Below are 22,791 nucleotides of genomic sequence, written 5' to 3'. Positions count from 1 at the left end.
GTGAGAGAGACCGCATCATGAGCCGTTCCGCCCACCCCGCCGGACCCCGTCACGCCGATGTCCTGCCCGAGGGCCACTACAGCGCCCCCGCCGAGGACCTCAACGCCCTCGACCCCAAGGTCTGGGCGCGTACCGTCCGCCGCGACGAGGACGGTGTGCTGACCGTCGGCGGCCTGCCGGTCACCCGCCTCGCCGAGGAGTTCGGCACCCCCGCCTTCTTCCTGGACGAGACCGACTTCCGGGCCCGCTGCCGCGCCTGGCGGGACGCCTTCGGGGCCGAGGCCGACGTCTTCTACGCGGGCAAGGCGTTCCTCTCCCGCGCCGTCGTCCGCTGGCTGCACGAGGAGGGGCTCAACCTCGACGTCTGCTCCGGCGGCGAGCTGGCCACCGCGCTGGACGCCGGGATGCCGGCCGCCCGGATCGCCTTCCACGGCAACAACAAGACCACCGCCGAGATCCGCCGGGCCGTCGAGGCGGGCGTCGGGCGGATCGTGCTCGACTCCTTCGAGGAGATCGTCCGCGTCGCGCACGTCGCCGACGAGCTGGGCGTGCGCCAGCCGGTGCAGATCCGCGTCACGGTCGGCGTCGAGGCGCACACCCACGAGTTCATCGCCACCGCCCACGAGGACCAGAAGTTCGGCCTCGCGCTCGCCGGCGGCCAGGCCGCCGAGGCGGTCCGCCGCGCGCTCAAGCTGGACGGCCTTGAGCTGATCGGCATCCACTCGCACATCGGCTCGCAGATCTTCGACATGGCCGGCTTCGAGGTCTCCGCCCGCCGCGTCGTGCAGCTGCTCGCCGAGGTCCGCGACGAGCACGGCGTCGAGCTGCCCGAGATCGACCTCGGCGGCGGCCTCGGCATCGCGTACACCTCGGACGACGACCCGCGCGAGCCGCACGAGATCGCCAAGGCGCTCGGCGAGATCGTGACCCGCGAGTGCGAGTCCGCCGGGCTCGCCACCCCGCGCATCTCGGTCGAGCCGGGCCGTGCGATCGTCGGACCGACGGCCTTCACGCTGTACGAGGTGGGGACCGTCAAGCCGCTGGAGGGGCTGCGGACGTACGTCTCGGTCGACGGCGGGATGTCGGACAACATCCGCACCGCGCTCTACGACGCCGAGTACACCGTCACGCTCGCCTCGCGCACCTCCGACGCCGAGCCGATGCTGGTCCGGGTGGTCGGCAAGCACTGTGAGAGTGGCGACATCGTGGTGCGGGACGCGTTCCTCCCCGCGGACCTCGCCCCGGGCGACCTGCTCGCCGTACCGGCCACCGGGGCGTACTGCCGCTCCATGGCCAGCAACTACAACCACGCGCTGCGGCCGCCGGTGGTGGCCGTGGACGAGGGTGCGGCGCGGGTTGTCGTGCGCCGGGAGACGGAGGAGGATCTCCTGCGTCTCGATGTCGGGTGATGAAATACTCGTCTCATCATCCGGACTTTCTGCGGAAAGTCCGGAGGGGTGGGCGAGACTGGACCAACTGATGGATTTCCGGGAGCTGAGGCTCTGATGAAAGGCGTAGGTCGGATGATGCGTACGCGTCCGCTGAAGGTGGCGCTCCTTGGCTGTGGGGTAGTCGGCTCAGAGGTGGCGCGCATCATGACGACGCACGCCGCCGACCTCGCCGCGCGGATCGGCGCGCCGGTCGAACTGGCCGGGGTCGCCGTCCGCCGCCCGGACCGCGTCCGCGAGGGCATCGACCCCTCCCTGGTCACCACCGACGCGACCGCGCTGGTCAAACGCGGCGACATCGACGTGGTGGTCGAGGTGATCGGCGGCATCGAGCCCGCCCGGACCCTCATCACCACCGCCTTCGAGCACGGCGCCTCGGTCGTCTCCGCCAACAAGGCGCTCCTCGCCCAGGACGGCGCCGCCCTGCACGCCGCCGCCGAGGCCAACGGCCGGGACCTCTACTACGAGGCCGCCGTAGCCGGGGCCATCCCGCTGATCCGCCCGCTGCGCGAATCCCTCGCCGGCGACAAGGTCAACCGCGTGCTCGGCATCGTCAACGGCACCACCAACTTCATCCTCGACAAGATGGACTCCACCGGCGCCGGCTACCAGGAGGCGCTGGACGAGGCCACCGCGCTCGGGTACGCCGAGGCCGACCCCACGGCCGACGTGGAGGGCTTCGACGCCGCCGCCAAGGCCGCCATCCTCGCCGGGATCGCCTTCCACACCCGGGTCCGCCTCGACGACGTCTACCGCGAGGGCATGACCGAGGTCACCGCCGCCGACATCGCCTCGGCCCGGCGGATGGGCTGCACCATCAAGCTCCTCGCCATCTGCGAGCGGGCCGCCGACGGCGAGTCGGTCACCGCCCGGGTGCACCCCGCGATGATCCCGCTCACCCACCCGCTGGCCTCCGTCCGCGAGGCGTACAACGCCGTCTTCGTGGAGTCCGAGGCCGCCGGCCAGCTCATGTTCTACGGCCCCGGGGCGGGCGGCGCGCCGACCGCCTCCGCCGTCCTCGGCGACCTGGTCGCCGTCTGCCGCAACCGCCTCGCCGCCTCGCGTGGCCCGGGCGAGTCCGCGTACACCCGGCTGCCCGTCAGCCCGATGGGCAAGGTCGTCACGCGGTACCACATCAGCCTCGACGTGGCCGACAAGCCGGGTGTCCTCGCCCAGGTCGCGACGGTCTTCGCCGAGCACGGCGTGTCCATCGACACGGTGCGCCAGACGGGCAAGGACGGCGAGGCCAGCCTCGTCGTCGTCACTCACCGCGCTCACGACGCCGCCCTGAGCGGAACCGTCGAGGCGCTGCGGAACCTCGACACCGTCCGCGGTGTCGCGAGCATCATGCGGGTTGAAGGAGAGTAACCAGCAATGACCCACCAGTGGCGCGGAATCATCGAGGAATACCGGGACCGGCTGCCCGTATCCGACACGACGCCGGTGGTCACGCTCCGTGAGGGCGGGACGCCACTCGTCCCCGCGCAGGTGCTCTCCGAGCGCACCGGGTGCGAGGTCCACCTGAAGGTCGAGGGGGCCAACCCCACCGGCTCCTTCAAGGACCGGGGCATGACCATGGCCATCAGCAAGGCCAAGGAGGAGGGCGCGCAGGCGGTCATCTGCGCCTCCACCGGCAACACCTCCGCCTCGGCCGCCGCCTACGCGGTCCGGGCCGGCATGGTCAGCGCCGTCCTCGTGCCGCAGGGCAAGATCGCGCTCGGCAAGATGGGCCAGGCCCTCGTCCACGGCGCCAAGATCCTCCAGGTCGACGGCAACTTCGACGACTGCCTCACGCTGGCCCGCGCGCTCTCCGAGCAGTACCCGGTGGCGCTGGTCAACTCCGTCAACCCGGTGCGCATCGAGGGCCAGAAGACCGCCGCCTTCGAGATCGTCGACTTCCTCGGCGACGCCCCCGACATCCACGTCCTGCCGGTCGGCAACGCGGGCAACATCACCGCCTACTGGCGCGGGTACCGCGAGTACGCCGCCGACGCCGTCTCGACCCGTACGCCGCGCATGTGGGGCTTCCAGGCCGCCGGCTCGGCGCCGCTGGTCCGCGGCGAGGTCGTCAAGGACCCGGCGACCATCGCCACCGCCATCCGGATCGGCAACCCCGCCTCCTGGGACTACGCGATCCAGGCGCGGGACGAGTCGGGCGGTTTCATCGACGAGGTGACCGACCGTCAGATCCTGTCGGCCTACCGCCTGTTGGCCTCCCAGGAGGGCGTCTTCGTGGAGCCCGCCTCGGCCGCCTCGGTGGCCGGGCTGCTCAAGGCGGCCGAGCAGGGCAAGGTCGACCCGGGGCAGCGCATCGTCTGCACCGTCACCGGTAACGGCCTGAAGGACCCCGACTGGGCCGTCGCGGGCGCCCCGCAGCCGCTCACCGTTCCGGTCGACGCCACCGCCGCCGCCGAGCGGTTGGGTCTGGCGTAACCGCTTTCCGCGCCGTCGCGGCCGGTCCCGCCCTCCCCGGGGCACGGCCGGCCGCGGGGGTGCCGGGACCAGGCGTACAGCGTGAAAACGTGCGGAAGAGGTGCACAACGGTTCCTACGACACGCATCGTGCGCCTCCCGTGCGCCCTATGTCGCCAGGCATCCTTCCTTCGATAGGCTGTACCAACCCGCGTCGCCGCCCGAGTCGGAGTGCTGCCGCCGTGTTGGCCACGGGTGATTCCGCAGCCGGGTGCGCATCCGCCCCCGCCGACGGGAAGACACCGCCGAAATCCCGCCAGAGCCCGCCAGCCACGACCACCGCCACGCCGCGCCCCCGCCCGCCGAAACCCTCGTACGTCCCGCACGTATCGCTGTCACAAGGAGAGTCATCAAAGCGATGGCCGGTCCCGCCTTCCGAGCCGCCGCCGTCCGGGTGCGCGTCCCCGCCACCAGCGCCAACCTCGGACCGGGCTACGACGCCTTCGGCCTGTCGCTGGGGCTCTACGACGACGTGGTCGTCCGCGTGGCCGACTCCGGACTGCACATCGACATCGCGGGCGAAGGCAGCGAGACGCTGCCCCGCGACGAGGACCACCTGCTCGTACGGGCGATGCGCACCGCCTTCGACCTCCTCGGCGGACAGCCGCGCGGCCTCGAGATCGTCTGCGCCAACCGCATCCCGCACGGCCGGGGCCTGGGCTCCTCCTCCGCCGCCATCTGCGCCGGCATCGTCGCCGCCCGCGCCGTGACCATAGGCGCCGAGGCCAAGCTCGACGACGCGGCCCTGCTGGAACTGGCCACCGAGATCGAGGGCCACCCCGACAACGTCGCCGCCTGTCTGCTCGGCGGATTCACCCTCGCCTGGACGGAGTCCGGGGCCGCCCGCGCCATCCGGATGGAGCCCGACTCCTCCGTCGTGCCGGTCGTCTTCGTCCCGGGCAAGCCCGTCCTCACCGAGACCGCCCGTGGGCTGCTGCCCCGGACCGTCCCGCACGTCGACGCCGCCGCCAACGCGGGCCGCGCCGCGCTGCTCGTCGAGGCCCTGACCAGGCGCCCCGAGCTGCTGCTGGCCGCCACCGAGGACCGGCTGCACCAGGAGTACCGGGCCCCGGCCATGCCCGACAGCACCGCTCTGGTGGAGCGGCTGCGGGCGGACGGCGTCCCGGCGGTCATCTCCGGCGCCGGACCGACCGTCCTGGCCTTCGCCACCGACGGCGCCGCCGAGAAGGTCGCCCGTCTGGCCGGGGACGGCTGGGCCGCGAACCGGCTGGCACTCGACCTGTCGGGTGCCGGTGTGCTGCCGCTGGCGCCGTGAGTTGCGGCGCCGCACCGTAGAGAGGGGGAATATGTGTGGAGTCCGGTAGTGTTAATCTCAAGTACGCACCCGACCTCAGCACGGCGAGGTGCTTCTTGTCCCCGTTCGGGACAGACATTCTTCCGGGAGCCTCCCAAACTGCCCTGTGCCCCGCACTGAGCAGGGCCGAGCATGCTCCGGAGCTGGCGTGAGAGAGCCGCCGCGTGCCACAGCACATCGGCGCCACGGCTCGGGCACAGCCGATCGCCAGCGAACCCAGTGAATCCCTCCGCCGCCTCAGGCGGACCATCGCCCCGGCACATCCGCACACCGAGGACCTGCCGGACAGCACAACCGGTCGCCGAGCCAGACAGGCCGACGTCCGCTCCAGGGAAGGACCCTTCGTGAGCGACACCACCGATCTGATGGGCGTGACTGCCGACAGCACGGTTGATTCCGCTGCCGCGCCCGCCACGGACGCCTCAGCGGCGCCTGCGGCCGGTTCCCGGCGGCGCCGCGGCACCGGCCTAGAGGGCATGGTGCTGGCCGAGCTTCAGCAGGTCGCCTCGGGCCTCGGGATCAGGGGCACCGCGCGGATGCGCAAGAGCCAGCTGATCGAGGTCATCAAGGAAGCGCAGGCGGGCGGCGGCGCTGCCGCCCCGGCCAAGAGCGAGCCCGAGGCCGCCAAGCCGAAGCGCCGGGCCACCTCCAAGGCCCGTACGGGCGAGGCCGAGGCCGCCGCCGAACCGGCGCAGAAGCCCGTCAAGGCCGCCGAGAAGAAGCAGGCCAAGGCCGAGCAGGCGGAGCCCGAGGCCCAGCAGGGCTCCCAGGCGCAGATCGACATCCCGGGCCAGGGTGCCGGGGACGAGCAGCCGGCCGGTGAGCGCCGTCGCCGTCGCGCCACCGCCGAGGCGGGCAGCCCCGAGCAGGCCGAGGCCAAGCAGGAGCGCGCCGCCAAGCAGCAGGACCAGAAGGGCGAGGGCCGCGGCGACGACGGCTCCGGCCAGCAGCAGGACGGCGGCGAGGGCCGCCGGGACCGCCAGAACCGCCGGGACCGCGGTGACCGTGAGCGCGGCGACCGCGAGCGCGGCGACCGTTCCGACCGCGGTGAGCGCGGCGGCCGGGACCGCGACCGTCGCAAGGGCGACGACGGCGGCCAGGGCGGCCAGGGCGGTGGCAACCGCCAGCAGCAGGGCGGCGGCCAGAACCGTGACCGCCACGACGACTTCGACGACGACGGGGGCGGCCGTCGGGGGCGCCGCGGCCGCTACCGCGACCGCCGGGGCCGTCGCGGCCGCGACGAGGTCGGCGAGCCGCAGGTCAACGAGGACGACGTGCTGATCCCCGTCGCGGGCATCCTCGACATCCTCGACAACTACGCGTTCATCCGGACCTCCGGCTACCTGCCGGGCCCCAACGACGTGTACGTCTCGCTCGCCCAGGTCCGCAAGAACGGCCTGCGCAAGGGCGACCACGTCACCGGCGCGGTCCGCCAGCCCAAGGACGGCGAGCGCCGCGAGAAGTTCAACGCGCTGGTCCGCCTCGACTCCGTCAACGGCATGGCGCCCGAATCGGGCCGTGGACGGCCGGAGTTCAACAAGCTGACGCCGCTGTACCCGCAGGACCGGCTCCGTCTGGAGACCGACCCGGGCGTGCTGACCACGCGGATCATCGACCTCGTGTCGCCGATCGGCAAGGGCCAGCGCGGTCTGATCGTGGCCCCGCCGAAGACCGGCAAGACCATGATCATGCAGGCCGTGGCCAACGCGATCACGCACAACAACCCCGAGTGCCACCTCATGGTCGTCCTCGTCGACGAGCGGCCCGAAGAGGTCACCGACATGCAGCGGTCGGTCAAGGGCGAGGTCATCTCCTCGACCTTCGACCGCCCCGCCGAGGACCACACCACCGTCGCCGAACTGGCCATCGAGCGCGCCAAGCGCCTCGTGGAGCTGGGCCACGACGTGGTCGTCCTGCTGGACTCCATCACCCGCCTGGGCCGCGCCTACAACCTGGCCGCGCCCGCCTCCGGCCGCATCCTCTCCGGTGGTGTCGACTCGACCGCGCTCTACCCGCCGAAGCGCTTCTTCGGTGCGGCGCGCAACATCGAGGACGGCGGCTCGCTGACCATCCTCGCCACCGCGCTGGTCGACACCGGCTCGCGGATGGACGAGGTGATCTTCGAGGAGTTCAAGGGCACCGGCAACATGGAGCTCAAGCTCGACCGGAAGCTCGCCGACAAGCGCATCTTCCCGGCCGTCGACGTCGACGCCTCCGGCACCCGCAAGGAGGAGATCCTCCTCAGCGGCGAGGAGTTGGGCATCGTCTGGAAGCTGCGCCGGGTGCTGCACGCGCTCGACCAGCAGCAGGCGATCGAGTTGCTGCTCGACAAGATGCGCAAGACGCAGTCGAACGCCGAGTTCCTGCTCCAGATCCAGAAGACGACGCCGACCGCCGGCGGCAACGACTGACGGATCGGCTCCACGCAGCGCCCTCTCCACTCCGGTGGAGGGGGCGCTTCGCTGTGCGCCCGCGAACGTCGCACACGCAGGACGCCCCGGCGAGACCTTGACCACACGACCCCCGGTCGCAAAGACCCGCAAAGGTGATCTTCAGGGCCGAAGAAACCCCAGGTCGTGGCGGTACGGGCGGCCGCCCTCGGACCGTTTCGCGGCCCGTCTCCTCACGCGGCGCTCACAGACCCCTGTGCAACCCTTCTTCAGGTTTCGCCGTCGGACAAGCGAACACGCGTGGTACGCGGCCCCCGTGCCTCCCGGCGCCTCCACGGACGGCCGGGGAGCCCCGGCCCGCTCCGTACCCCGTACTTCGCCCGCCCACCAGGGAACGACCGACGGACCCCCACCCCCCCCGACCCGCAGGGGAGCAGCCCGCCGACGACCTACACGAGGGACTGAGGAGCATGGCCGAGCAGACGAGTCAGGGCGGCGATACGCCCGAGAACGGCGAGGGCGCCCGGCGCGCCCGGCGCATGCGCCCCACCGGGCAGCGCCGCCGCCCGCGCAGCCGCCGCCGCAAGATACTTCTGGCCGCCGCCTGGACCGCCGCCGGCGGCATCCTGGTCGGCGGCGCGGGACTCGGCTTCGCGTACGTGAAGCTCAACGGGAACCTCCAGGGCGTCGACATCAACGCGGCGCTCGGCAGCGACCGGCCCGAGGAGGTCGACGACGGCTCCCTCGACCTGCTGGTGCTCGGCTCCGACTCGCGCTCCGGCGACAACGGCAAGTACGGCCGCGACGAGGGCGCCGCGCGTTCCGACACCGCGATGGTCGTCCACCTCCACGAGGGCCGGAAGAAGGCCACCGTGGTCTCCATACCGCGCGACACCCTCGTCACCCGGCCCGACTGCGCGGCCGAGGACGGCAGTACGGTCTCCGGCGGGCAGCGGCAGATGTTCAACACGGCCTACGAGGCGGGCGGGCCGGCCTGCGCGGTCAAGACCGTCGAGCAGATGTCGGGCATCCGCATGGACCACTACCTGGAGGTCGACTTCAGCGGCTTCCAGGAGATCATCGACCGGCTCGGCGGGGTCGAGATCACCACCGGCAAGGCGATAGACGACGACAAGAGCGGGCTCCATCTCGACCAGGGCACCCACACCCTGGACGGGGAGCAGTCGCTCGGGCTCGTCCGTACCCGGCACGGGGTCGGGGACGGGAGCGACCTCGGGCGCATCCAGCTCCAGCAGACCTTCCTCACCGCCCTGATGCACCGGGTGCAGGACATGGGGCTGCTGAGCAGCCCGAAGAAGCTGTACGGGGTGGCCGACGCCTCGACCAGGTCGCTGACCACCGACGCGGAGCTGGACTCCGTGCCGGCGCTGCTCGACTTCGCCCGGGGGCTCAAGGGGCTCAAGCCCGAGGGGATGGAGATGCTGACCCTGCCGGTCGAGTACGACGCGGCCAACGCCAACCGGGTGCTGCCGCAGGAGAAGGCGGGGGCTCAGGTGTGGAAGGCGTTGCGGGCCGACAAGGCCGTGCCCGCCTCCGCGACCGAGGGGTCTGCCGGGGACAAGGCCGACATCGACGACGTGGTCAGCGCCGGCTAGCCGGCGCGGGGGCTGGCTCGGGGCGGTGACTGGGGTGGGGCCGGTGACCCCTCGGGGTCACTGATGGCCTCAAGCGCCGGCCGGGCTGAATTTCGGCCTCAGGCGTCGGCCGGGCTGGGTTCTGGGCTCAGGTTGGCGAGCTCGGGGTGGCGTGGGAATACCCGGGGCCGTACCCCGGTTTTGGGAGATGCGGCGGTCCCTGGCAGACTGGACTGTCGGCCCCGGTTCACGTGTGCGCAAACCGCGTGTGCGACCCGGCGCCCTCCCGAAACTAGGAGACACCTTGAAGCGCGACATCCACCCCGAGTACGTCGAGACCCAGGTGAGCTGCACCTGTGGCGCGGCGTTCACCACGCGTAGCACCATCGCCAGCGGCACCGTCCGCGCCGATGTCTGCTCCGAGTGCCACCCGTTCTACACGGGCAAGCAGAAGATCCTCGACACCGGTGGCCGCGTGGCCCGCTTCGAGGCCCGCTTCGGCAAGGCTGCCGGCACCAAGAAGTAGCGAGTCACTGCGCCGGTCCTCAGGCCGCCCTCCACGGGCGGCCGGGACCGGCGCTTTGTCCGTTCTGAGCGGCCCGGCCCCGGCCGGCCGCCACCCCAGCACCGCAGCCCCCGCAGTCACCAGCAGGAACCAGGAGCCCGAAGATGTTCGAGGCGGTCGAGGAACTGATCGGCGAGCACGCCGACATCGAGAAGCGGCTCGCCGACCCCGCGGTCCACGCCGACCAGGCCGGCGCCCGCAAGCTCAACAAGCGTTACGCCGAGCTGACGCCGATCGTCGGCACGTACCGCTCCTGGAAGCAGACCGGGGAAGACATCGAGACCGCCCGCGAGCTGGCCGCCGACGACCCGGACTTCGCCGCCGAGGTCAAGGAGCTGGAGGCCGCCCGCGAGGAGCTGACCGAGAAGTTGCGGCTGCTGCTGGTGCCCCGCGACCCCAGCGACGACAAGGACGTCATCCTGGAGATCAAGGCGGGAGCGGGCGGCGACGAGTCGGCCCTCTTCGCCGGCGACCTCCTGCGGATGTACCTGCGGTACGCCGAGCGCGTCGGCTGGAAGACCGAGCTGATCGACTCCACCGAGTCGGAGCTGGGCGGCTACAAGGACGTCCAGGTCGCCGTGAAGACCAAGGGCGGCCAGGGCGCCACCGAGCCCGGCCAGGGCGTCTGGGCCCGGCTGAAGTACGAGGGCGGCGTCCACCGCGTCCAGCGGGTGCCCGCGACCGAGTCGCAGGGCCGCATCCACACCTCCGCCGCCGGTGTCCTGGTGACGCCCGAGGCCGAGGAGATCGACGTCGAGATCAACCAGAACGACCTGCGGATCGACGTCTACCGCTCCTCCGGGCCCGGCGGCCAGTCCGTCAACACCACCGACTCCGCCGTGCGCATCACCCACCTGCCGACCGGCGTCGTCGCCTCCTGCCAGAACGAGAAGAGCCAGCTCCAGAACAAGGAGCAGGCGATGCGCATCCTGCGCTCGCGGCTGCTGGCCGCCGCCCAGGAGGAGGCCGAGCGCGAGGCCGCCGACGCCCGCCGCAGCCAGGTCCGCACCGTCGACCGCTCCGAGAAGATCCGGACGTACAACTACCCGGAGAACCGCATCTCGGACCACCGCGTCGGCTTCAAGGCGTACAACCTCGACCAGGTCCTCGACGGCGAGCTCGACGCCGTCATCCAGGCCTGCGTCGACGCGGACTCCGCGGCCAAGCTCGCCGCCGCCTGACCTTCCCTCTTCACCCCGTACGGACCGGCTGGAGGACCCCGTGAACCTGCTGCTCGCCGAGGTGGCCCAGGCCACCCAGCGGCTGGCCGACGCCGGCGTGCCGTCCCCGCGCAACGACGCCGAGGAACTGGCCGCCTATGTCCACCAGGTCAAGCGGGGTGCCCTGCACACCGTCAAGGACTCCGACTTCGACGCCCGCTACTGGGAGGCGATCGCCCGCCGCGAGGCCCGCGAACCGCTCCAGCACATCACCGGGCTCGCCTACTTCCGGTACCTGGAACTCCAGGTCGGCCCGGGCGTGTTCGTGCCGCGGCCGGAGACGGAGTCGGTGGTCGGCTGGGCGATAGACGCGGTCCGCGCGATGGACGTGGTCGAGCCGCTCGTGGTCGACCTGTGCAGCGGCTCGGGCGCCATCGCGCTCGCCCTCGCCCAGGAGGTCCCGCGCTCCACCGTGCACGCCGTGGAGCTCTCGGAGGACGCCCTGGTCTGGACCCGGAAGAACGTCGAGGGCTCCCGCGTCCACCTCCACCAGGGCGACGCCTTCGGCGCCCTGCCCGAGCTGGACGGCCAGGTCGACCTGGTGATCTCCAACCCGCCGTACATCCCGCTCACCGAGTGGGAGTACGTCGCCCCCGAGGCCCGCGACCACGACCCGCAGATGGCGCTCTTCTCCGGCGAGGACGGCCTCGACACCATCCGAGGCATCGAGCGCACCGCCCACCGGCTGCTGCGCCCCGGCGGCATCGTCGTCGTCGAGCACGCCGACACCCAGGGCGGCCAGGTCCCGTGGATCTTCACCGAGGAGAAGGGCTGGGCCGACGCCGCCGACCACCCCGACCTCAACAACCGCCCCCGCTTCGCCACGGCCCGCAAGGCGCTGCCGTGACCAGCGGCGGCACCGCATGGGCATGGTCGCCTCCTGTTGACGCCCGGACCGTGCGACTGGCGCCCACCGCGACCACCCGGGGCGAAGCCCCAGGAGAGAGTGAGCCGAAGGGGCGCGTCGTTGTCGAGCCGCCCGTCGCGCGCAGGGAGCGTAGCGGACGAGCACGTCGGGTGGCTCGACAACGACTGGGGCGCCCCGGAGGCGAGGGAACGACAGTCCAGGGTGTGCGTAGCGGACGAGCACGTCGGGTGGCTCGACAACGACTGTGGCGCCCCGGAGGCGAACGAACGACAATCAAGAGGGAGCGCTGAGCCATGGCACGCCGATACGACACCAACGACGCCACCGACCGGGTCACCGGGCTGCGGGAGGCCGCTTCGGCGGTGCGTCGTGGGGAGCTCGTCGTCCTGCCGACGGACACGGTGTACGGCGTCGGGGCCGACGCGTTCAGCCCGGAGGCGGTCGGGGACCTGCTGACGGCGAAGGGGCGCGGGCGGAACATGCCCTCGCCGGTGCTGATCGGTTCGCCGAACACGCTGCACGGCCTGGTGACCGACTTCTCGGAGACCGCCTGGGACCTGGTCGACGCCTTCTGGCCGGGCGCCCTGACGCTGGTGGCGCGCCACCAGCCCTCGCTCCAGTGGAACCTGGGCGACACCCGGGGCACGGTGGCGGTGCGGATGCCGCTGCACCCGGTCGCCATCGAGCTGCTGACCGAGGTCGGCCCGATGGCCGTCTCCAGCGCCAACCTGACCGGCCACCCGTCCCCGGAGACCTGTGAGGCGGCCCGGAACATGCTGGGCGACGCCATCTCGGTCTACCTGGACGGCGGCCCGACGCCGGGCATCGTCCCCTCGTCGATCGTGGACGTGACCGGCTCCGTGCCGGTGCTGCTGCGGGCCGGCGCGATCGACGCGGACGAGCTGCGCAAGGTGGTCCCCGATCTCGAGGTGGCCTCTTGATCGTCCCTGAGGGGCGTGGCATAGCGGCGCAGCCGCCCGGCGGGACCTTCCGCATCCTCCACGTCAGTACCGGCAACGTGTGCCGCTCGCCGATCACCGAGCGGCTGACGCGGCACGCCCTGGCGGACCGGCTGGGGCTGACGGGGCTCGCCGAGGGCCCCGAGAGCGGCGTCGGCGGGGTCATCGTGGAGAGCGCGGGCACGTGGGGGCACGAGGGTGCCCCGATGGAGGCCAACGCCGAGGCGGTGCTCGCCTCGCTCGGCGCCGACGCGGCCGGTTTCCGGGGCCGGGAGCTGCTGGACGAGCACGTCATCCGGGCCGATCTGGTGCTCACCGCGACCCGGGACCACCGGGCGCAGGTCATCTCGATGGGGCACTCGGCGGGGCTGCGCACCTTCACGCTGAAGGAGTTCACGCGGCTGGTGCGGGCGATAGACCCGGCGACCCTGCCCGATCCGCTGGAGGGCGGTGTGGTGGGCCGCGCGCGGGCCCTGGTCCAGGCGGCCGCGGCGCTGCGCGGCTGGCTGCTGGCGCCCTCGGTGGAGGCCGACGAGGTGCTCGACCCGTACGGAGCGCCCATGCCGTTCTTCCAGGCGGTGGGCGAGGAGATCCAGGTGGCCCTGGAGCCGGTGCTGACGGCGCTGACCGGAGTGGGCCGGCCGACGGGCTGAGAGGGCGCGAGAGCGGCCGGGACGGTGCCCCAGGGCGCCGCCAGGGCCGGACGGACCCCTCGTACGGGTCGCCTTTCCCGGAATCGGGGGTAGGCGGCCAGGGGGAGCCGGGCGTCGCGCGGCAGCGCGCGTACCGGCGGGAAGCGCGGAACGGAACGACCGGGAACCGGCAGCGGGCAAACTTCGTCGCTACCCGAAAGTCTCGGCGGGCATGCACCCGAAGCTAGGGTGTGGGCCTGGATGGCCAGCGATACTTGTGGGGAAGCCCGTGCGTGAATACCTGCTGACGCTCTGCATCACGGCTGCGGTGACGTATCTGTTGACAGGGCCGGTACGGAAATTCGCGATCGTGGCCGGTGCCATGCCGGAGATCAGGGCCCGTGACGTCCACCGGGAGCCCACTCCGCGGCTCGGTGGGATCGCGATGTTCTTCGGACTGTGCGCCGGGCTGCTGGTCGCGGACCATCTGACCAACCTGGGCGAGGTGTTCGACTCCAACGAGCCGCGCGCCCTGCTCTCGGGCGCCGCCCTGATCTGGCTGATCGGCGTCCTCGACGACAAGTTCGAGATCGACGCCCTGGTCAAGCTGGGCGGCCAGCTCATCGCCGCCGGGGTGATGGTGATGCAGGGCCTGACCATGCTGTGGCTGCCGGTGCCCGGAGTCGGGCAGGTGCTGCTGACCAGCTGGCAGGGGAATCTGCTGACCATCGCCCTGGTCCTCATCACCATCAACGCGGTCAACTTCGTCGACGGCCTCGACGGTCTCGCCGCCGGCATGGTCTGCATCGCCGCCACCGCCTTCTTCATGCACGCCTACCGCATCTGGTACGGCTACGGGCTGGAGGCGGCCGCCCCCGCCGCGCTCTTCGCGGCGCTGCTGATGGGCATGTGCCTGGGCTTCCTGCCGCACAACATGCACCCCGCGCGGATCTTCATGGGCGACTCGGGCTCGATGCTGATCGGCCTGGTGCTCGCGGCCGGCGCCATCTCCATCACCGGCCAGGTCGACCCGGACGCCATGGGCCTGTTCGCCGGTTCGGAGAAGGCCGCGGTGCACCAGACGGTGCCCGTCTACATGCCGCTGCTGCTGCCGCTGACCATCATCGCGGTGCCCGCGGCCGACCTGGTGCTGGCCGTCGTACGGCGCACCTGGCGGGGCCAGTCGCCGTTCGCCGCCGACCGGGGGCACCTGCACCACCGCCTCCTGGAGATCGGCCACTCGCACAGCCGGGCCGTGCTGATCATGTACTTCTGGTCGGCGCTGATCGCCTTCGGGGCGCTCGCCTACTCGGTCAACGAGGCGTCGATGTGGGTGGCGCTGGGCGTGGCCGCGCTGAGCGCGGTGGGCCTGGTCCTGCTGCTCCTGCCGCGGTTCACGCCGCGTGCGCCGCGCTGGGCGGAGGCCTTCGTGCCGCCGCGTTACCGGCGCCGGGTCTCGGCGGGTCCGCGCGAGGACGGCGTCGTCACCGAGGGCGAGCCCGGTGCGGAGGGCGCGGAGCCGCCGGCGCGGGTCACCGTGGGTGTCGCGGGGGCCAACGGCGCGACCGCCGTCGGGGAGCGTTCGCGCTTCGGCGGACGGGGTGGCGGCGAGCGCGAGAAGGCCACCAGCACCCGCTCGTGACGCCGGGGGAGACCGTCGCCACCGAGGGCCCGCGCGAGCGCTTTCCGTGAGCCCGGTGGAACAAAATGCGCATTACCAGGCAAGGTGCCACGCGTCGCGCACATACGCGCGGGTTACCCCTCACGTGTGACAGGTGGCACACCTCCCGAGTAAAGGACTCATCAAAAAGCTTGTGATACCGTTCACGAGAGCTCGACCTTGAGGGTGAGCGGCCCGCAAGCGACGGGTCGGGTCCGGGGTGCTCAGCACTCCGTCTACGCTCGGTACGCCCTCAGGTCCGTCTCTCTCTGTCACCTGCTGGAGATCCACTCATGCTGTCGAACGACGCCCGAATTCTGCGCGGCGCCGCGATCCCGTCACTCGGTGCCGGCCTCATCGGTACCCTCATCGGCGGCATCACGGTGGGGTCGCAGGGTGCCATCGGAGGCGCTGTCGGCACCGCCCTCACCCTCGCCTTCTTCGGCGCGGGGCTGAAGGCCATGAGCGTGATCGGACGGCGGTGGTCGGAGCTCTTCATGGCTGCCGGGCTGCTGGTCTACACGACCCAGATCCTGGTCATGGCGATCCTGCTCGCGGTCTTCCGCGACGCGACGTTCATGGACGGACGGGTGTTCGGCCTCACGATGCTCGCCTGCGTGCTCGTGTGGATCGCCGGACAGGCGTGGATGCACACCCGCGTCAAGACCCTGTACGTCGAACCCGAATCAGAGGACGAACCGGCCGGTCCGGAGCGTCGCTGATGGGGACGTCGGTCCCGGCTCCGATAAGTAGGGGCCGGATAAAGTCCGCACCCGAAGGCTGCTATCGTCCGTCGCCGAGAGCGATTCGTGCGGAGCAGCGGGTGTTGTGCGGGACGACACCTGATTCAGCCCACGTCTTTTCGGGGCCCAGTGCCGTCACGCCGGACGCTCCGTCCTCCCGCGACACCCAGTCCAGTGCCGCCATGTGGTCCTGTCCCACGCCGACACATCGAGGAAGCCGTACCTATGCGTCATATCGAAGGAGCTCGCGGTGAGTAGTGACCAGTTGCTCGCCTTCGAGACCGACTGCCACCTCTTCAAGGATTGCGGTTTCCCGGCTCCGAGCGTGTGGTCGTTCTTGTTCGACCCGATCTTCAGCGTCGGCCCGGTCGACTTCAACAAGCCGATGCTGCTGGCCCTGATCGGCACGGTGGTCATCCTCGCCTTCTTCTGGGCCGCTTTCTCGAAGCCGAAGCTGGTGCCGGGCAAGTTCCAGATGGTCGCGGAGATCCTCTACGACTTCGTCCGGAACGGCATCGCCCGGGAGACGATCGGCAAGAAGGGCGAGCCCTTCGTCCCCTTCCTGGTCTCTCTCTTCTTCTTCGTCTGGATTCTGAACCTGTGGGCGCTGATCCCGCTGGCGCAGTTCCCGGTCAACTCCGTCATCGCCTTCCCGGTCGGCCTCGCCCTCATGGTGTGGGTCGTCTACATGACGGTGACGTTCAAGACGAACGGCTTCGTCGGCGGCATCCGCAACCTGTGTGTGCCGAGCGGTCTGCCGAAGCCGATCTACGTCATCCTGACGCCGATCGAGTTCGTGTCGAACATCTTCGTGCGTCCCTTCACCCTGGCGGTCCGGCTCTTCGCGAACATGTTCGCGGGTCACATCCTGATCCTGATCTTCACGATCGCCACGTGGTACATGCTCGGTACCCTGCTCGGCACGGTCTACGCCACCGCGTCGTTCGCGCTGACCCTGGTCCTGACCGTCTTCGAGATGTTCATCCAGGCGCTTCAGGCCTACGTGTTCACCGTGCTGACCGCGACCTACCTGTCCCAGGCGCTCGAAGAAGCGCACTGAGCGACCGAAGCCACCTCCACCACCCCTAAGACGTCCGGTGGAAAAGACCTCCCACCGGCCCATTAAGAGAAGGAACCACGGACATGTCTGCTGCTCTTGAGACCCTCGCGGCCATCGAAGGCAACATCGGCACCATCGGCTACGGCCTCGCCGCGATCGGCCCCGGCGTCGGCGTCGGCATCATCTTCGGCAACGGCGTGCAGGCCATGGCCCGCCAGCCCGAGGCCGCCGGCCTGATCCGCCAGAACATGCTGCTCGGCTTCGCGGTCGTCGAGGCGCTCGCCCTCATCGGCTTCGTCGTTCCGTTCATCCTCTAATTGGCGGTTCGGTCCTAAGCCCGATCAAGACAGAAAGGTCCACACATGATGTACCTGGCTGCCGAGGAACCGCAGAACCCTCTGCTCCCGGTCTGGCCCGAGGTCGTCATCGGCCTGCTCTGCTTCGCCATCATCTTCTTCGTCTTCGCCAAGAAGCTCCTCCCGAGCATCAACAAGGTCCTGGACGAGCGTCACGACAAGATCGTCGGTGGCATCGAGGAGGCCGAGGCGGCTCAGGTCGAGGCCCAGAGCGTGCTGGAGCAGTACAAGGCCCAGCTCGCCGAGGCCCGTCACGAGGCGGCACGGCTGCGCTCCGAGGCGCAGGAGCAGGGCGCCACGCTCATCGCGGAGATGCGCGCGGAAGGCCAGCGCCAGCGCGAGGAGATCATCGCCGCCGGCCACGCCCAGATCGAGGCCGACCGCAAGGCTGCCGCGCAGTCGCTGCGGCAGGACGTGGGTCAGCTCGCCACCGAGCTCGCCGGCAAGATCGTCGGTGAGTCGCTGGAGGAGCACGCCCGCCAGAGCCGCACCATCGACCGGTTCCTCGACGGACTGGACGACGCCGCGACGAAGGCCGAGGCCACGCGATGAACGGAGCGAGCCGAGAGGCACTGGCTGCCGCACGTGAGCGTCTCGACGCGCTGACGGACCACACGTCCGTCGACGCCGGCTCGCTCGCCGCCGAGCTGGCCGACGTCACCGCGCTGCTCCACCGTGAGGTCTCGCTGCGCCGGGTTCTCACCGACCCGGCGCAGGAGGGCGAGGCCAAGGCCCAGCTCGTCGAGCGCCTCCTCGGTGGCCAGGTCAGCGGCACCACCGCCGACCTGGTGGCCGGCATGGTGCGGACCCGCTGGTCGCGTTCGCGCGACCTGGTGGACGCTCTGGAGGAGCTGGCCGCCGACGCGGACCTCACCGAGGCCCAGCGCCGGGGCGCGCTCGACAGCGTGGAGGACGAGGTGTTCCGGTTCTCCCGGATTGTCTCCTCCGACAGCGCGCTGCGTGCCGCCCTCACGGACACCGCCGCCTCGGAGGCCGCCAAGGCCGGGCTGCTGGACTCCCTTCTCGGCACCCGTGCCGACAAGGTCACCCTCCGGCTGATCACCCGGCTCGTCACCCGGCCGCGTGGCCGTAGCCTGGAAGAGGGACTCGAGTCCCTGTCCAAGCTGGCTGCCGCGCGTCGCGGGCGAATGGTCGCCACGGTGGTCTCCGCGGTGCCGCTGAGCGAGCCGCAGAAGCAGCGCCTGGGCGCGTCCCTGGCGAAGCTCTACGGCCGCCCGATGCACCTCAACCTGGAGGTGGACCCGGCCGTCATCGGCGGCATCAAGGTCCACGTCGGCGACGAGGTCATCAACGGTTCCGTCGCGGACCGTCTCGACGAGGCGAGCCGGCGGATGGCCGGCTGACGCCGGACGTACCCGGTCAAGAACAGAAGCAAGATCAACGGCCCGAGTTGGGCCGTGCAGAGATGCAGAGTTTCTGGGGGAGCCCCCAGATCCCCCTAAGAACTTCGGGCCCAACAAGGAGAGCAGGGAACCCAGATGGCGGAGCTCACGATCCGGCCGGAGGAGATCCGGGACGCGCTGGAGAACTTTGTCCAGGCGTACAAGCCGGACGCGGCCTCGCGCGAGGAGGTCGGTACGGTCACCGTCGCCGGCGACGGTATCGCCAAGGTGGAGGGTCTTCCCTCCGCCATGGCCAACGAGCTGCTCAAGTTCGAGGACGGCACCCTCGGTCTCGCCCTCAACCTCGAGGAGCGCGAGATCGGTGCCATCGTCCTCGGCGAGTTCAGCGGTGTCGAGGAGGGGCAGCCGGTCACCCGTACCGGTGAGGTCCTCTCCGTGCCCGTGGGCGAGGGCTACCTCGGCCGCGTGGTCGACCCGCTCGGGCAGCCGATCGACGGCCTCGGCGAGATCGAGTCCACCGGTCGCCGCGCCCTCGAGCTGCAGGCCCCCACGGTCATGCAGCGCAAGTCGGTGCACGAGCCGATGGAGACCGGCTACAAGGCCGTCGACGCCATGACGCCGATCGGCCGTGGTCAGCGTCAGCTGATCATCGGTGACCGGCAGACCGGCAAGACCGCGCTGGCCGTCGACACGATCATCAACCAGCGCGACAACTGGCGCTCGGGCGACGTGAACAAGCAGGTCCGCTGCATCTACGTCGCCATCGGCCAGAAGGGCTCGACCATCGCCTCCGTGCGTGGCGCCCTCGAAGAGGCCGGCGCGCTGGAGTACACGACCATCGTCGCCGCCCCGGCGTCCGACCCGGCCGGCTTCAAGTACCTCGCGCCGTACACCGGTTCGGCCATCGGCCAGCAGTGGATGTACGAGGGCAAGCACGTCCTCATCATCTTCGACGACCTCTCGAAGCAGGCCGACGCCTACCGCGCCGTCTCCCTGCTGCTGCGCCGCCCGCCGGGCCGCGAGGCGTACCCCGGTGACGTCTTCTACGTCCACTCCCGTCTGCTGGAGCGCTGCGCCAAGCTCTCCGACGACATGGGCGCGGGCTCGATGACCGGTCTGCCGATCGTCGAGACCAAGGCGAACGACGTGTCGGCGTTCATCCCGACCAACGTCATCTCCATCACCGACGGCCAGTGCTTCCTGGAGTCCGACCTGTTCAACGCCGGCCAGCGTCCGGCCCTGAACGTCGGTATCTCCGTCTCCCGTGTGGGTGGTTCCGCCCAGCACAAGGCGATGAAGCAGGTCTCCGGCCGTCTGCGTCTGGACCTCGCCCAGTTCCGTGAGATGGAGGCCTTCGCGACCTTCGGCTCGGACCTGGACGCCGCGTCCAAGCAGCAGCTCGCCCGTGGTCAGCGTCTGGTGGAACTGCTCAAGCAGGACCAGTACCAGCCGATGCCCACCGAGGACCAGGTCGTCTCCGTCTGGGCCGGTACCACCGGCAAGATGGACGAGGTGCCGGTCGGCGACGTGCGCCGCTTCGAGCGCGAGCTCCTCGACTACCTGCACCGCCAGGAGCAGGGCCTCATGACCTCCATCAAGGAGGGCGGCAAGATGTCGGACGACACCCTCGTGGCGGTCGGCGACGCCATCGCCGCGTTCAAGAAGCAGTTCGAGACCTCGGACGGCACGCTTCTTGGCGAGGACGCTCCGACGACCGCGGCCAAGTGACGACGGAAGGGACCTGACTCATGGGAGCGCAGCTCCGGGTCTACAAGCGTCGCATCCGGTCCGTCACCGCGACGAAGAAGATCACCAGGGCGATGGAGATGATCGCCGCCTCGCGCATCATCAAGGCACAGCGCAAGGTGACCGCCTCCATGCCGTACGCGACGGAACTCACCCGCGCGGTGACCGCCGTGTCGGCCGGGGCGAGCGCCGAGCACCCGCTGACCAGTGAGGTGGCGAACCCGACCCGTGCCGCGGTGCTGCTGCTCACCAGCGACCGCGGTCTGGCCGGCGCGTTCAACTCCAGCGCCATCAAGGCGGCGGAGCTGCTCACGGACCGGCTGGAGAAGGAGGGCAAGGAGGTCGACACGTACATCGTCGGCCGCCGGGGCATGGCCCACTACGCCTTCCGCGAGCGGACCGTGGCGGACTCGTGGACGGGCTTCACGGACGAGCCCACCTACGCGGACGCGAAGGCCGTCGCCGCGCCTCTGATCGCCGCCATCGAGAAGGAGACGGCCGAGGGTGGTGTGGACGAGCTCCACATCGTCTTCACCGAGTTCGTCTCGATGATGACGCAGACGCCGACCGACGACCGCCTGCTCCCGCTCGCCCTCGAAGAGGTCGCGGAGGAGTCGGGGACGAAGGGCGACGCCAAGCCGCTCTTCGAGTTCGAGCCGTCGGCGGAGGACGTCCTCGACGCCCTGCTGCCCCGCTACGTCGAGAGCCGTATCTACAACGCGCTGCTCCAGTCGGCTGCCTCCAAGCACGCCGCCACGCGCCGCGCGATGAAGTCGGCGACCGACAACGCCGGAGAGCTGATCAACACGCTCTCCCGCCTTGCCAACGCGGCCCGCCAGGCCGAAATCACCCAGGAAATCAGCGAGATCGTCGGTGGCTCCAGTGCGCTGGCCGACGCGAACGCGGGGAGTGACAAGTAATGACCACCACTGTTGAGACGGCCGTTGCCACGGGCCGCGTCGCCCGGGTCATCGGCCCGGTCGTCGACGTGGAGTTCCCCGTCGACGCGATGCCGGAGATCTACAACGCGCTGACCGTCGAGGTCGCCGACCCGGCTCAGGAGGGCGCGCTCAAGACGCTGACCCTCGAGGTCGCCCAGCACCTGGGTGACGGCCTGGTCCGCGCCATCTCGATGCAGCCCACCGACGGCCTGGTCCGCCAGGCCCCGGTGACCGACACGGGCGAGGGCATCACCGTCCCGGTCGGCGACTTCACCAAGGGCAAGGTGTTCAACACCCTCGGCGAGGTGCTGAACAAGCCCGAGGAGAACGCCAACATCGGCGAGCGCTGGGCGATCCACCGCAAGGCGCCCAACTTCGACCAGCTCGAGTCGAAGACCGAGATGTTCGAGACCGGCATCAAGGTCATCGACCTGCTGACCCCGTACGTCAAGGGCGGCAAGATCGGTCTGTTCGGTGGTGCCGGTGTCGGCAAGACCGTGCTGATCCAGGAAATGATCTACCGCGTCGCCAACAACCACGACGGTGTGTCGGTCTTCGCGGGCGTCGGTGAGCGTACCCGTGAGGGCAACGACCTCATCGAGGAGATGGCGGAGTCCGGCGTCATCGACAAGACCGCGCTGGTCTTCGGCCAGATGGACGAGCCCCCGGGCACCCGTCTGCGCGTCGCGCTGGCCGGCCTCACCATGGCCGAGTACTTCCGCGACGTCCAGAAGCAGGACGTGCTGTTCTTCATCGACAACATCTTCCGCTTCACGCAGGCCGGTTCCGAGGTCTCCACGCTGCTCGGCCGCATGCCGTCCGCGGTGGGTTACCAGCCGAACCTGGCCGACGAGATGGGCCTCCTCCAGGAGCGCATCACCTCGACGCGCGGTCACTCGATCACCTCGATGCAGGCGATCTACGTCCCCGCGGACGACCTGACCGACCCGGCCCCGGCCACCACCTTCGCCCACCTGGACGCGACCACCGTGCTGTCGCGCCCGATCTCGGAGAAGGGCATCTACCCGGCGGTGGACCCGCTGGACTCGACGTCCCGCATCCTGGACCCGCGGTACATCGCGAAGGACCACTACGAGGCCGCGATGCGCGTCAAGGGAATCCTTCAGAAGTACAAGGACCTCCAGGACATCATCGCCATCCTCGGTATGGACGAGCTCGGCGAGGAGGACAAGCTGGTCGTCACGCGTGCCCGTCGTGTCGAGCGCTTCCTCTCGCAGAACACCCACGTCGCCAAGCAGTTCACCGGCGTGGACGGTTCCGACGTGCCGCTCGACGAGTCGATCGCCGCGTTCAACGCGATCTGCGACGGCGAGTACGACCACTTCCCCGAGCAGGCGTTCTTCCTCTGCGGTGGCATCGAGGACCTGAAGGCCAACGCCAAGGAGCTGGGCGTCTCCTGAAGCCATCGGGCCGGGTGACCGGCCCGACGACTCGACC

20 protein-coding genes are annotated in these 22,791 nt (G+C 70.5%); all 20 read left to right on the top strand.

What is annotated here, in order from left to right; genetic code table 11:
- Positions 1-17: 17 nt before the first annotated feature.
- Positions 18-1,409, top strand: coding sequence for a diaminopimelate decarboxylase (gene lysA, locus OIM89_RS07780; protein WP_023417067.1), 1,392 nt, complete (start codon positions 18-20; stop codon positions 1,407-1,409).
- Positions 1,410-1,523: 114 nt separating this feature from the next.
- Entirely contained in the window at positions 1,524-2,816 is a 1,293-nt protein-coding gene (locus OIM89_RS07775; protein WP_078858106.1) for a homoserine dehydrogenase, read from the top strand.
- Between the two features lie 6 nt (positions 2,817-2,822).
- Positions 2,823-3,881: a threonine synthase gene (thrC, locus tag OIM89_RS07770; RefSeq protein WP_003950863.1), complete on the top strand. Its 1,059-nt coding sequence runs from the start codon at positions 2,823-2,825 to the stop codon at positions 3,879-3,881.
- Between the two features lie 396 nt (positions 3,882-4,277).
- Positions 4,278-5,195: a homoserine kinase gene (gene thrB / locus OIM89_RS07765; RefSeq protein WP_003950864.1), complete on the top strand. Its 918-nt coding sequence runs from the start codon at positions 4,278-4,280 to the stop codon at positions 5,193-5,195.
- Between the two features lie 383 nt (positions 5,196-5,578).
- Positions 5,579-7,645 (top strand): transcription termination factor Rho, encoded by a 2,067-nt coding sequence (rho, locus tag OIM89_RS07760; protein WP_238469539.1) that lies wholly within the window; start codon positions 5,579-5,581, stop codon positions 7,643-7,645.
- A gap of 449 nt (positions 7,646-8,094) precedes the next feature.
- Positions 8,095-9,240, top strand: a complete 1,146-nt coding sequence (locus OIM89_RS07755) for an LCP family protein (protein WP_037665033.1) — start codon at positions 8,095-8,097, stop codon at positions 9,238-9,240.
- Positions 9,241-9,523: 283 nt separating this feature from the next.
- Positions 9,524-9,745 (top strand): 50S ribosomal protein L31, encoded by a 222-nt coding sequence (gene rpmE / locus OIM89_RS07750; RefSeq protein WP_003950867.1) that lies wholly within the window; start codon positions 9,524-9,526, stop codon positions 9,743-9,745.
- A 143-nt stretch (positions 9,746-9,888) separates the two neighbouring features.
- Positions 9,889-10,965 carry a peptide chain release factor 1 gene (gene prfA, locus OIM89_RS07745; RefSeq protein ID WP_030695627.1) on the top strand — a complete coding sequence of 359 codons (1,077 nt, stop codon included), beginning with the start codon at positions 9,889-9,891 and terminating at the stop codon, positions 10,963-10,965.
- A 40-nt stretch (positions 10,966-11,005) separates the two neighbouring features.
- Positions 11,006-11,851 (top strand): peptide chain release factor N(5)-glutamine methyltransferase, encoded by an 846-nt coding sequence (gene prmC / locus OIM89_RS07740; RefSeq protein WP_008409324.1) that lies wholly within the window; start codon positions 11,006-11,008, stop codon positions 11,849-11,851.
- A gap of 314 nt (positions 11,852-12,165) precedes the next feature.
- Entirely contained in the window at positions 12,166-12,813 is a 648-nt protein-coding gene (locus tag OIM89_RS07735) for an L-threonylcarbamoyladenylate synthase (protein WP_030695628.1), read from the top strand.
- Positions 12,810-13,484 (top strand): low molecular weight phosphatase family protein, encoded by a 675-nt coding sequence (locus OIM89_RS07730; RefSeq protein ID WP_030695629.1) that lies wholly within the window; start codon positions 12,810-12,812, stop codon positions 13,482-13,484. The genes OIM89_RS07735 and OIM89_RS07730 overlap by 4 nt, the downstream gene beginning before the upstream one ends.
- 268 nt (positions 13,485-13,752) lie before the next feature.
- The gene (locus tag OIM89_RS07725; protein WP_030695630.1) at positions 13,753-15,105 is read left to right on the top strand and encodes an MraY family glycosyltransferase; all 1,353 of its coding nucleotides are present in this window, start codon (positions 13,753-13,755) and stop codon (positions 15,103-15,105) included.
- 311 nt (positions 15,106-15,416) lie between these two features.
- Positions 15,417-15,845, top strand: coding sequence for a hypothetical protein (locus OIM89_RS07720; RefSeq protein ID WP_030695631.1), 429 nt, complete (start codon positions 15,417-15,419; stop codon positions 15,843-15,845).
- Positions 15,846-16,098: 253 nt separating this feature from the next.
- Entirely contained in the window at positions 16,099-16,926 is an 828-nt protein-coding gene (gene atpB / locus OIM89_RS07715; protein ID WP_030695632.1) for a F0F1 ATP synthase subunit A, read from the top strand.
- A gap of 83 nt (positions 16,927-17,009) precedes the next feature.
- On the top strand, positions 17,010-17,243 hold the full coding sequence (gene atpE / locus OIM89_RS07710; protein ID WP_018470809.1) for an ATP synthase F0 subunit C: 234 nt from the start codon (positions 17,010-17,012) through the stop codon (positions 17,241-17,243).
- A gap of 45 nt (positions 17,244-17,288) precedes the next feature.
- Positions 17,289-17,834, top strand: coding sequence for a F0F1 ATP synthase subunit B (locus OIM89_RS07705; protein WP_003950879.1), 546 nt, complete (start codon positions 17,289-17,291; stop codon positions 17,832-17,834).
- Entirely contained in the window at positions 17,831-18,646 is an 816-nt protein-coding gene (locus OIM89_RS07700) for a F0F1 ATP synthase subunit delta (protein WP_030695633.1), read from the top strand. Before OIM89_RS07705 ends, OIM89_RS07700 begins: the two co-directional genes overlap by 4 nt.
- Positions 18,647-18,781: 135 nt before the next feature.
- On the top strand, positions 18,782-20,374 hold the full coding sequence (gene atpA, locus OIM89_RS07695; RefSeq protein ID WP_030695634.1) for a F0F1 ATP synthase subunit alpha: 1,593 nt from the start codon (positions 18,782-18,784) through the stop codon (positions 20,372-20,374).
- Positions 20,375-20,394: 20 nt separating this feature from the next.
- A complete protein-coding gene (locus tag OIM89_RS07690; RefSeq protein ID WP_030695635.1) occupies positions 20,395-21,312 on the top strand; it encodes a F0F1 ATP synthase subunit gamma in 918 nt (305 codons plus the stop codon).
- Positions 21,312-22,754, top strand: a complete 1,443-nt coding sequence (gene atpD / locus OIM89_RS07685; protein ID WP_010642237.1) for a F0F1 ATP synthase subunit beta — start codon at positions 21,312-21,314, stop codon at positions 22,752-22,754. Before OIM89_RS07690 ends, atpD begins: the two co-directional genes overlap by 1 nt.
- Positions 22,755-22,791: the final 37 nt, after the last annotated feature.

The organism is Streptomyces sp. BI87 (assembly GCF_025957665.1).
GTDB lineage: Bacteria > Actinomycetota > Actinomycetes > Streptomycetales > Streptomycetaceae > Streptomyces > Streptomyces albidoflavus.
Note: the sequence above shows the minus strand (reverse complement) of the source record. Positions and strands in the feature narration are given on the sequence as shown.

Excerpts from the sequence above, each read along its gene's own strand:
- lysA (WP_023417067.1), top strand. The coding sequence starts at position 18 with ATGAGCCGTTCCGCCCACCCCGCCGGACCCCGTCACGCCGATGTCCTG.
- OIM89_RS07775 (WP_078858106.1), top strand. The coding sequence starts at position 1,524 with ATGATGCGTACGCGTCCGCTGAAGGTGGCGCTCCTTGGCTGTGGGGTA.
- thrC (WP_003950863.1), top strand. The coding sequence starts at position 2,823 with ATGACCCACCAGTGGCGCGGAATCATCGAGGAATACCGGGACCGGCTG.
- thrB (WP_003950864.1), top strand. The coding sequence starts at position 4,278 with ATGGCCGGTCCCGCCTTCCGAGCCGCCGCCGTCCGGGTGCGCGTCCCC.
- OIM89_RS07755 (WP_037665033.1), top strand. The coding sequence starts at position 8,095 with ATGGCCGAGCAGACGAGTCAGGGCGGCGATACGCCCGAGAACGGCGAG.
- prfA (WP_030695627.1), top strand. The coding sequence starts at position 9,889 with ATGTTCGAGGCGGTCGAGGAACTGATCGGCGAGCACGCCGACATCGAG.
- OIM89_RS07735 (WP_030695628.1), top strand. The coding sequence starts at position 12,166 with ATGGCACGCCGATACGACACCAACGACGCCACCGACCGGGTCACCGGG.
- OIM89_RS07720 (WP_030695631.1), top strand. The coding sequence starts at position 15,417 with ATGCTGTCGAACGACGCCCGAATTCTGCGCGGCGCCGCGATCCCGTCA.
- atpE (WP_018470809.1), top strand. The coding sequence starts at position 17,010 with ATGTCTGCTGCTCTTGAGACCCTCGCGGCCATCGAAGGCAACATCGGC.
- OIM89_RS07705 (WP_003950879.1), top strand. The coding sequence starts at position 17,289 with ATGATGTACCTGGCTGCCGAGGAACCGCAGAACCCTCTGCTCCCGGTC.
- OIM89_RS07700 (WP_030695633.1), top strand. The coding sequence starts at position 17,831 with ATGAACGGAGCGAGCCGAGAGGCACTGGCTGCCGCACGTGAGCGTCTC.
- atpA (WP_030695634.1), top strand. The coding sequence starts at position 18,782 with ATGGCGGAGCTCACGATCCGGCCGGAGGAGATCCGGGACGCGCTGGAG.
- OIM89_RS07690 (WP_030695635.1), top strand. The coding sequence starts at position 20,395 with ATGGGAGCGCAGCTCCGGGTCTACAAGCGTCGCATCCGGTCCGTCACC.
- atpD (WP_010642237.1), top strand. The coding sequence starts at position 21,312 with ATGACCACCACTGTTGAGACGGCCGTTGCCACGGGCCGCGTCGCCCGG.